This window comes from Ensifer sp. Root127 (assembly GCF_001425225.1).
GTDB lineage: Bacteria > Pseudomonadota > Alphaproteobacteria > Rhizobiales > Rhizobiaceae > Ensifer > Ensifer canadensis.
Window position 1 is genome coordinate 1396969 of record NZ_LMDX01000001.1, and the last position, 8032, is coordinate 1405000.

Annotated in this window: 4 protein-coding genes, 1 tRNA gene and 2 rRNA genes (1 of these 7 cut by a window edge); all 7 read right to left on the minus strand. The window is 61.1% G+C overall.

Annotation, left to right across the window (positions count from 1 at the left end):
- Positions 1–2: 2 nt before the first annotated feature.
- Complete coding sequence (locus tag ASD03_RS06680) at positions 3–974, minus strand: ABC transporter permease (RefSeq protein ID WP_057204426.1); 972 nt, start codon at positions 972–974, stop codon at positions 3–5.
- Between the two features lie 4 nt (positions 975–978).
- A complete protein-coding gene (locus tag ASD03_RS06685; protein ID WP_025425377.1) occupies positions 979–2112 on the minus strand; it encodes an ABC transporter permease in 1134 nt (377 codons plus the stop codon).
- Complete coding sequence (locus ASD03_RS06690; RefSeq protein ID WP_025425376.1) at positions 2109–3644, minus strand: ABC transporter ATP-binding protein; 1536 nt, start codon at positions 3642–3644, stop codon at positions 2109–2111. Before ASD03_RS06690 ends, ASD03_RS06685 begins: the two co-directional genes overlap by 4 nt.
- A 249-nt stretch (positions 3645–3893) precedes the next feature.
- Positions 3894–6206, minus strand: coding sequence for a heavy metal translocating P-type ATPase (locus tag ASD03_RS06695; RefSeq protein ID WP_025425375.1), 2313 nt, complete (start codon positions 6204–6206; stop codon positions 3894–3896).
- Positions 6207–6564: 358 nt separating this feature from the next.
- Positions 6565–6641 (minus strand) — tRNA-Met (locus ASD03_RS06700).
- Between the two features lie 300 nt (positions 6642–6941).
- Positions 6942–7056 (minus strand): 5S ribosomal RNA (gene rrf / locus ASD03_RS06705).
- 122 nt (positions 7057–7178) lie between these two features.
- Positions 7179–8032: ribosomal RNA gene (locus ASD03_RS06710) — 23S ribosomal RNA — on the minus strand (it continues 1942 nt past the right edge of the window).

Sequence of the window (8032 nt, forward strand, 5' to 3'; positions counted from 1 at the left end):
CCTTACCGCTCCTTCACATAGGGGACACCGCCGGCCTTCGGCGGGATTGCCTTGCCGATGAAGCCGGCAAGCAAGATGACGGTGAGAATATAGGGCAATGCCTGCATCAGCTGCACCGGCACCTGGCCGATCAGCGGCAGGGGATTGCCCTGCAGGCGGATCGCAAACGCATCGAGGAAGCCGAACAGCAGGCAGGCAAGCATGATGTTGAATGGCCGCCATTTGGCAAAAATCAGCGCTGCAAGCGCGATGTAGCCCTTGCCGGCGGTCATGCCCTTGACGAAGCCGGCGGTCATCGCCAGCGACAGGTAGGCGCCGGCAAAGCCACACAGGATGCCGCAGCAGATGACGGCGCGGTACCGCATCCAGACCACCGAAATGCCGGCGGTGTCGACGGCACCCGGGTTCTCCCCGACCGCACGGAGCCGCAGGCCGAAGCGGGTGCGGTAGAGGATCCACCAGCTGAGCGGCACCATGGCGAAGGCCACATAGGTCAGGATGAAATGCCCGGAGAGCAGATCGGCATAGATCGGCCCGATGAAGGGAACATCGCGAATGGCGTCCGCGAAGGGAAAAGTGATCGTCTGGAACCTTGCACCTTCGGCCAGTGCCGGCGTGCGCCCGCCCTGACGGAACCAGGCCTCACCGAGGATGACGGTGGAACCCGCGACGATGAAGTTGATGGCAACGCCGGAGACGATCTGGTTGCCGCGCTGGGTGATCGACGCATAGCCGTGGACAAGGGACAGGGCGATCGAGATGAGGATGCCCGCAAGCAGTCCCAGCCAGACGGATTGGGTGATCGCTGCGACCGCGCCGGCGGCAAAGGCGGCGCCCAGCATTTTTCCTTCAAGGCCGATATCGAAGATACCGGCACGCTCGGTGAAGAGACCGGCGAGGGCTGCGAAGATCAGCGGAACGGAGACGCGGATGGTGGACTCGAGGAGCACCACGATGACGTGGAAGAAATCCATGGCTTCAAGCTCCCTTGGTCTGGGCAACGACCGCGGCGCGCCGGCTGGATGTGGAAAACAACCGGGTGATCGCCGGCCGGAACATGTTTTCAAGGGCGCCAGCAAACAGAATGACGAGGCCCTGGATGATGACGATCATGTCGCGCGAGATCGACGGCATTTCGAACGAGATCTCCGCCCCACCCTGGTAGAGCACGCCGAAGAGAACGGCCGCCGGGATGATGCCTGCCGGATGCGAGCGGCCCATGAGGGCGACGGCGATGCCGACGAAGCCTGCACCCTGGACAAAATCAAGCTGCATGCGGCCCTGCTCACCCATGATCGGGTTGAGCGCCATCATGCCGGCAAGCGCGCCGGAGATCATCATGGTGATGACGGTGATGCGGCTCTCGCTCATGCCGGCATATCGCGCGGCCGACGGACTGTGGCCCATGGTGCGCATCTCGTAACCGAGCTTGGTGCGCCAGATCAGGAGCCAGACGCCGAAGGCCGCGACAAGGGCCAGCAGGAACGAAACGTTGAATGGCGCCGTGCCGATATCGAGCCCGAAGATCCCCAGAAGCCAATCGAGCTTGGGCAACTGACCGCCTTCGGCGAAGGTGCGCGTCTGCGGCGACATCGAGCCGAGCGGCTTCAACACCCGCGTCAGCAGATAGACCATCAGGCTCGACGCGATGAAATTGAACATGATCGTGGTGATGACGATGTGGCTGCCGCGCTTGGCCTGCAGCCAGCCGGGCAGAAACGCCCAGGCAGCGCCGAAAGCGGCCGAACCGATGATCGCCAGCGGGAAGACCACAAACCACGGCATCGTCTGGTCGAGCCAGAGGCACGCGAGCGCGACCCCGATGCCGCCGACATAGGCCTGGCCCTCGCCGCCGATGTTGAAAAGCCCGGCATGGAATGCGACCGCGACCGCAAGGCCGGTGAAGATGAAGGTGGTGGCGTAGTAGAGCGTGAAGCCGATATATTCGCCGCGACCGAAGGCACCGTTGATCAGGTGATAGGCCGCCTCGAACGGATTTTCGCCGACGAGCAGAACCACGAGGCCGGCAACCAGAAACGCGACGGCGAGATTGACCAGCGGGACGAGGCCGTATTCGACCCAACCTGGAAGCTTTGCATAGGGATTGCTCATTCTGCGGCCTCCTTGCGGCCTTCGACGCCGGCCATCAGCAGGCCCAGCTCGCCCTCGGTCGCATCGGGATCGCGCTCGCCGACGACACGGCCGGCAAACATGACCAGGATACGGTCCGACAGGGCGCGGATCTCATCGAGTTCGACGGAAACAAGCAGGACAGCCTTGCCCTGGTCGCGCATCTCGATGATCCGTTTGTGGATGAATTCGATGGCGCCGACATCGACGCCGCGGGTGGGCTGGCCGATGATCAGCACGTCCGGCCCCCGCTCCATCTCGCGGGCGAGAACGATCTTCTGCTGATTGCCGCCGGAGAAATTCGCGGTCTTCAGCCGGGCGTTCGGCGGACGGATGTCGTATTCGGCGATCCGCTGCTCGGCATCCTTGCGGATGGCGTCGACATTCAGGAAGACGCCGTTGAGGTAGCGCTTGTCATGGTGATAGCCGAGGATGGCGTTTTCGCATTCCTCGAATTTCAGCACTAGGCCGACGTGGTGCCGGTCTTCCGGCACATGAGCGAGGCCACGATCGCGCAGCTCCTTGGGGTCGGCATGGCCGGTGACGTCGATCGGCTTGCCATTGAGGTGCACCTCGCCGGAAACGGCACGGCGGATACCGGAGATCGCCTCCAGGAGTTCCGACTGGCCATTGCCGGCGACGCCGGCAATGCCGACGATCTCGCCGGCCCTAAGGTTGAACGACACATTGTCGACCATGGTGACGCCGCGGCCGTCCTTGACGGTCAGACCGTTGACCGAAAGCTTGACATCGCCGGGCTTGGCCTCGCCCTTTTCGACGCGCAGCAGCACGCGGCGGCCGACCATCAGCTCGGCGAGTTCCTCGACCGAGGTTTCCGCCGTCGTGCGCGTTGCCACCATCTCGCCGCGGCGCATCACCGAAACCTCGTCGGTGATCGCCATGATTTCCCTGAGCTTATGGGTAATGAGAATGATGGTCTTTCCCTGGCTCTTCAGCTGTTCGAGAACGCGGAAGAGATGATCGGCCTCGGCCGGCGTCAACACGCCGGTGGGCTCATCGAGAATGAGGATATCGGCCCGGCGATAGAGCGCCTTGAGGATCTCGACGCGCTGCTGCAAGCCGACAGGCAATTCCTCGATCACGGCATCCGGATTGACCTCGAGCGCGTATTCGCGCTCCAGCCGCTTCAGCTCGATGCGCGCCTTGGCAATGCCCTTGTTGAGGATCTGGCTCTCTTCCGCGCCGAGCATGACGTTTTCGAGAACGGTGAAGTTCTCGACCAGCATGAAGTGCTGGTGCACCATGCCGATGCCGGCAGCGATCGCCGCATTCGGATCCCGGATCGAGACCTGCTTGCCATCGACGTGAATCTCGCCGCTATCGGCCTGGTAAAAGCCGTACAGGATCGACATCAGGGTCGATTTTCCCGCACCGTTTTCACCGATGACGCCGTGGATCGTACCCTTGCGGACTTTCAGATTGATATTCTTGTTGGCGTGAACCGGACCGAAGCTCTTGTCGATCCCACGCAGTTCGATGGCAATACTGTCCATATTGGCCTTACGATCCCCAAACTGGCCCGCTTCGGTCTTCTTCCCAGAAACCGTGCCGGCGATTTTTTTACCATTTGGTATAAGTTTATCATCGATTTCCCGGCACGGAAGCCCTCAATCGAGATCTCCTTATACTCTCACCGGATCGCTGATGAGAGTCCAGCGTGAATATACACAGGCAGATCGGCCGTAATCGCAACAAAAAACCGGCGGCATTCGATGCCGCCGGTTCAGTTTTATGCTTTTGCTTCAAGCGGTTTGGACGGGCCGCAGCAGGCGCAGCGCATTCATGGTCACAAGCACCGTGGCGCCGGTATCGGCGAGAATGGCCGGCCACAGACCGGTGATACCCGCAATCGTGGTGACGAGGAAAACAGCCTTCAGGCCAAGCGCAATAGTGATATTCTGGACAATGTTTCGCATTGTAGAGCGGGAAAGCCGGACCATCGCGGCGACATCGCTGACCCTGCCGTGCAACACCGCCGCGTCGGCGGTCTCCAACGCCACGTCCGTGCCGCCGCCCATGGCGATGCCGACGTCGGCTGCAGCGAGCGCCGGCGCATCATTGATGCCATCTCCGATCTTGGCAACATTGAAGCCGGATTTCTTCAATTCTCCAACGATGCGCTGCTTGTCCTGCGGCAGCAGTTCGGCGCGCACCTCCATGCCGAACTGACGGCCGATCGCCTCCGCCGTGCGGCGGTTGTCGCCAGTCAGCATGACCACATGAATGCCGGCGTCGGTCAACGCCTTGACGCCGACTGCCGCATCCGGGCGCGGCTCATCACGCATGGCGATGGCGCCGATAATCTCATTGCCGGAGATCAGCACCGAGACCGTCTTGCCCTCGTCGTTCAGAGCCGCAATGCGCGCCTTCTGATCAGGCGACATCGGCACGCGGTCATCGGCAGCGTGGGGCGAGCCGAGGAACAGGGTGGCGGCGCCAACGACGCCTTCAAGACCCTTGCCGCCGATAGCCTTGACCGTCGTGATGCCCGGGACCTGCAGTTTCAGCTCGTCGGCGCGCTGCAGGATTGCCCGTGCCAGAGGATGGCTCGATCCCTGCTCAAGAGCTGCGGCCAAGCCCAGCACCTCGTTCTCGGCGCGGGCGAAGCCGACGATATCAGTCACCCGCGGTTTGCCTTCGGTGAGCGTACCTGTCTTGTCGAATGCTGCGGCGGTGATCTTGCCGACATTTTCAAGCACGGCGCCGCCCTTCAGGAGCAGGCCGCGGCGGGCACCGGCCGAAAGGCTGGCGGCGATCGCAGCCGGAGTCGAGATCACCAAGGCGCAGGGGCAGCCGATCAGCAGGATCGCCAACCCCTTGTAGACCCACTCGCTCCAGACGCCGCTGCCCAGAAGTGGCGGAAGGATCGCGACCAGGGCGGCGACAACAACGACGGCCGGTGTATAGTAGCGCGAGAAGCGATCGATAAAGCGTTCGGTCGGCGCCTTGCTCTCCTGCGCCTCCTCGACGAGCCGCACGATTCGGGCAATGGTATTGTCCGAGGCCGCAGCCGTGACGCGTACGCGCAAGGCCCCGTCGCCATTCACCGTTCCGGCGACAAGCGCATCATCCACTGCCTTGTGCACCGGCGTGCTTTCACCAGTGACCGGTGCCTCGTCGACGGCGCTTTCGCCAGAGAGGATGATGCCATCGGCCGGAACGCGGTCGCCGGGTCGGACGAGAATGACGGCGCCGACCGCCAGGCTATCCGCCGGGACCTCATCGACCCGACCGCTGCGCTCGAGATAGGCCGACTTCGGCACGAGCGCCGTCAGCGATTGAATGCTGGCCCGCGCATTGCCGGCGGCGACGCCTTCCAGCAGTTCGCCGACGAGGAAGAGCAGCACGACCATCGCCGCTTCCTCCGTCGCGCCGATAAAGACGGCACCCACCGCCGCAATGGTCATCAGCATCTCGATCGAGAACGGCGTGCCCGAGGTCGCCGCTGCGAAGGCGCGCCGCGCAATCGGCAGCAGGCCGACCAGCATGGCAAGCGTGAAGATCCAGGGCTCGGTGGCCGGAACAAGATGCCCAAGGCCATAGGCGGCGGCCAGAGCCAGACCACAGGCGATGGTCAGCCGGCCCTTGGCCGAGCGCCACCAGGGGCCGTTCGTTGGCCCGTGATCATGGGCATGGGAACTGGGCTGCTGCGATGAAGCTGCCCCGGCCGCGGTGTGGCTGTGCTGATGTTCGTGGTCGTTGGTATGCGCGTGCTTCTCATGCTTGTCGCCGTGCCCATGATCGTGATCGTGATCGTGATCGTGAGGATGGTCATGGTCGTGATCGCCCGAGCAAGTGTGTATGGCGACAACCGCGGGCTTCTGGTGGGCGGCAATCGGATGCAGCCGGTAACCGAGCTTTCCGACCCGGCTGACGATATTCGCGGCAAGATCGCCGTCGTCGGCATGCTTGACCGACATCGTGCCCGCGGCAACGGAAACCGAGACATCTTCAACACCAGGCATGCGCCTGACGGCGGTGTCGATCTTCGATGCGCAGGAAGCACAATCCATGCCTTCGACCCGATATCGGTTTTCGCGAATATTTGCTGCCATGACCTGCTCCTTGCATATCTTGACGCAAGGCTACGACCTCTAGTGACTAGAGCTGCAAGGCCAAATTGCACGACCAAGCGAAGTTTTTCGCCGAATGCTGCCTTGCGGAGTCGTTTCCGCATGCTTGAAAAGGGCATGGCCTATCTCTGGCGGATGAGGGCAAACCAGAGATAGCGGACTGTAGGCCTTCGTTGCATATTGCAGGCTGCCGTGGGCCATCGTGGGCCATCGTCTTCTTAGACCGAAGGTCCTGGACTTTGTTCTGGGCGCGCTTGGCGGTTAGCCGGTTTTGTTTTCTTTGCCCCTGAACGCCAAAAAGCCCGCGGACCTTTCGGTCTCGCGGGTTTTTTGTTTGATTTGGTTGCGGGGGCAGGATTTGAACCTGCGGCCTTCAGGTTATGAGCCTGACGAGCTACCGGGCTGCTCCACCCCGCGCCATCTCGGTAAACCGCTATGCGGTTNTTATCCGGTGCGTAAACCGCTGTGCGGTTTATCGCGATAAGGTAAATCCYTTTGGGATTTACGGTCTGTGCCGAGCAAATCCGACGGATTTGTCTCGCGTAAGGGACGTTCTGATTTTASCYAAGCAAAAAGGCCGCTTGTAGGCGGCCCTTGCGTTTCGGCTTGGCCGAGCGTTTGTTCAGAGAAGATTTTCGGTTTGTTTTCGCCGCTGCCTTGTCCTTCTCGGCTATGCCTCGAAGGGGAGCGGCGGTTTTTTTATCTTGCGTTTTGCAGACCTGGCAGCGACCTACTCTCCCGCGTCTTAAGACGAAGTACCATCGGCGCTGGGGCGTTTCACGGCCGTGTTCGGAATGGGAACGGGTGCAGCCACCCCGCCAGAACCACCAGGTCGGCAAAGCGCAAGATTTGCCCTTAGCTGGGGCAAACCGAATGAGAAGCTGGTGAGGAGGATAAACCGCCTCGTTTTGTTTTGAACACGTCGCTCATCAATGATGAGCATGAGCAATGGGAACGATCAAGCCAATCGAACGATTAGTACTGGTAAGCTTCATGCGTTGCCGCACTTCCACACCCAGCCTATCAACGTGGTAGTCTTCCACGGTTCTCAAGGGAATACTCGTTTTCAGGTTGGTTTCCCGCTTAGATGCCTTCAGCGGTTATCCATTCCATATATAGCTACCCTGCTATGCCCTTGGCAGGACAACAGGTCCACCAGAGATATGTCCATCCCGGTCCTCTCGTACTAGGGACAGATCCTGTCAATATTCCTACACCCACGGCAGATAGGGACCGAACTGTCTCACGACGTTCTGAACCCAGCTCACGTACCGCTTTAATTGGCGAACAGCCAAACCCTTGGGACCTGCTCCAGCCCCAGGATGCGATGAGCCGACATCGAGGTGCCAAACAACCCCGTCGATATGGACTCTTGGGGGTCATCAGCCTGTTATCCCCGGCGTACCTTTTATCCGTTGAGCGATGGCCCTTCCACGCGGGACCACCGGATCACTATGACCGACTTTCGTCTCTGCTCGACTTGTCAGTCTCGCAGTCAGGCGGGCTTATGCCATTGCACTCGACGACCGATTTCCGACCGGTCTGAGCCCACCATCGCGCGCCTCCGTTACTCTTTCGGAGGCGACCGCCCCAGTCAAACTACCCACCATACACTGTCCCGGATCCGGATAACGGACCGCGGTTAGACATCCATGACGATAAGGGTGGTATTTCAAGGATGGCTCCACAAGAACTGGCGTCCCTGCTTCAAAGCCTACCACCTATCCTACACATGCCGACACGAATGCCAGTGTAAAGCTATAGTAAAGGTGCACGGGGTCTTTCCGTCTGACCGCAGGAACCCCGCA

Excerpts from the sequence above, each read along its gene's own strand:
- ASD03_RS06680 (WP_057204426.1), bottom strand. The coding sequence starts at position 974 with ATGGATTTCTTCCACGTCATCGTGGTGCTCCTCGAGTCCACCATCCGC.
- ASD03_RS06685 (WP_025425377.1), bottom strand. The coding sequence starts at position 2,112 with ATGAGCAATCCCTATGCAAAGCTTCCAGGTTGGGTCGAATACGGCCTC.
- ASD03_RS06690 (WP_025425376.1), bottom strand. The coding sequence starts at position 3,644 with ATGGACAGTATTGCCATCGAACTGCGTGGGATCGACAAGAGCTTCGGT.
- ASD03_RS06695 (WP_025425375.1), bottom strand. The coding sequence starts at position 6,206 with ATGGCAGCAAATATTCGCGAAAACCGATATCGGGTCGAAGGCATGGAT.